Annotated in this window: 1 protein-coding gene; it reads left to right on the top strand. The window is 65.0% G+C overall.

All coding sequences use genetic code 11. The features are described 5' to 3' along the window. Window positions 1-214, top strand: a 214-nt coding sequence (locus CN692_RS19315) for a hypothetical protein (protein ID WP_218923563.1), incomplete at both ends; no start/stop codon positions are given.

Genomic DNA, 214 nt, shown 5'->3' with positions numbered 1-214 from the left:
CTCGCACTGGCGAACGAGGCCGGGCGCATCTATGCCGCTGCAAACGATCCCATGGCCGATGTCCGCTTGCTGGCGCATGAGGCGGCAGAGACGATCGACGACATCATGGCCGAGGTTCGCTCGGGTCCGTCGCGGAAAACCAGCGTCTCCATCGCCAACGCAGCAATGCGGGCTGTCACGTCTGCGGCCGAGGCGAAGCAGAACGGTACAGGAC

This window comes from Bacillus sp. AFS002410 (assembly GCF_002556365.1).
In the GTDB taxonomy this organism is placed as follows: domain Bacteria; phylum Bacillota; class Bacilli; order Bacillales; family Bacillaceae_G; genus Gottfriedia.
This window is presented reverse-complemented; position numbering and strand designations above follow the sequence as displayed.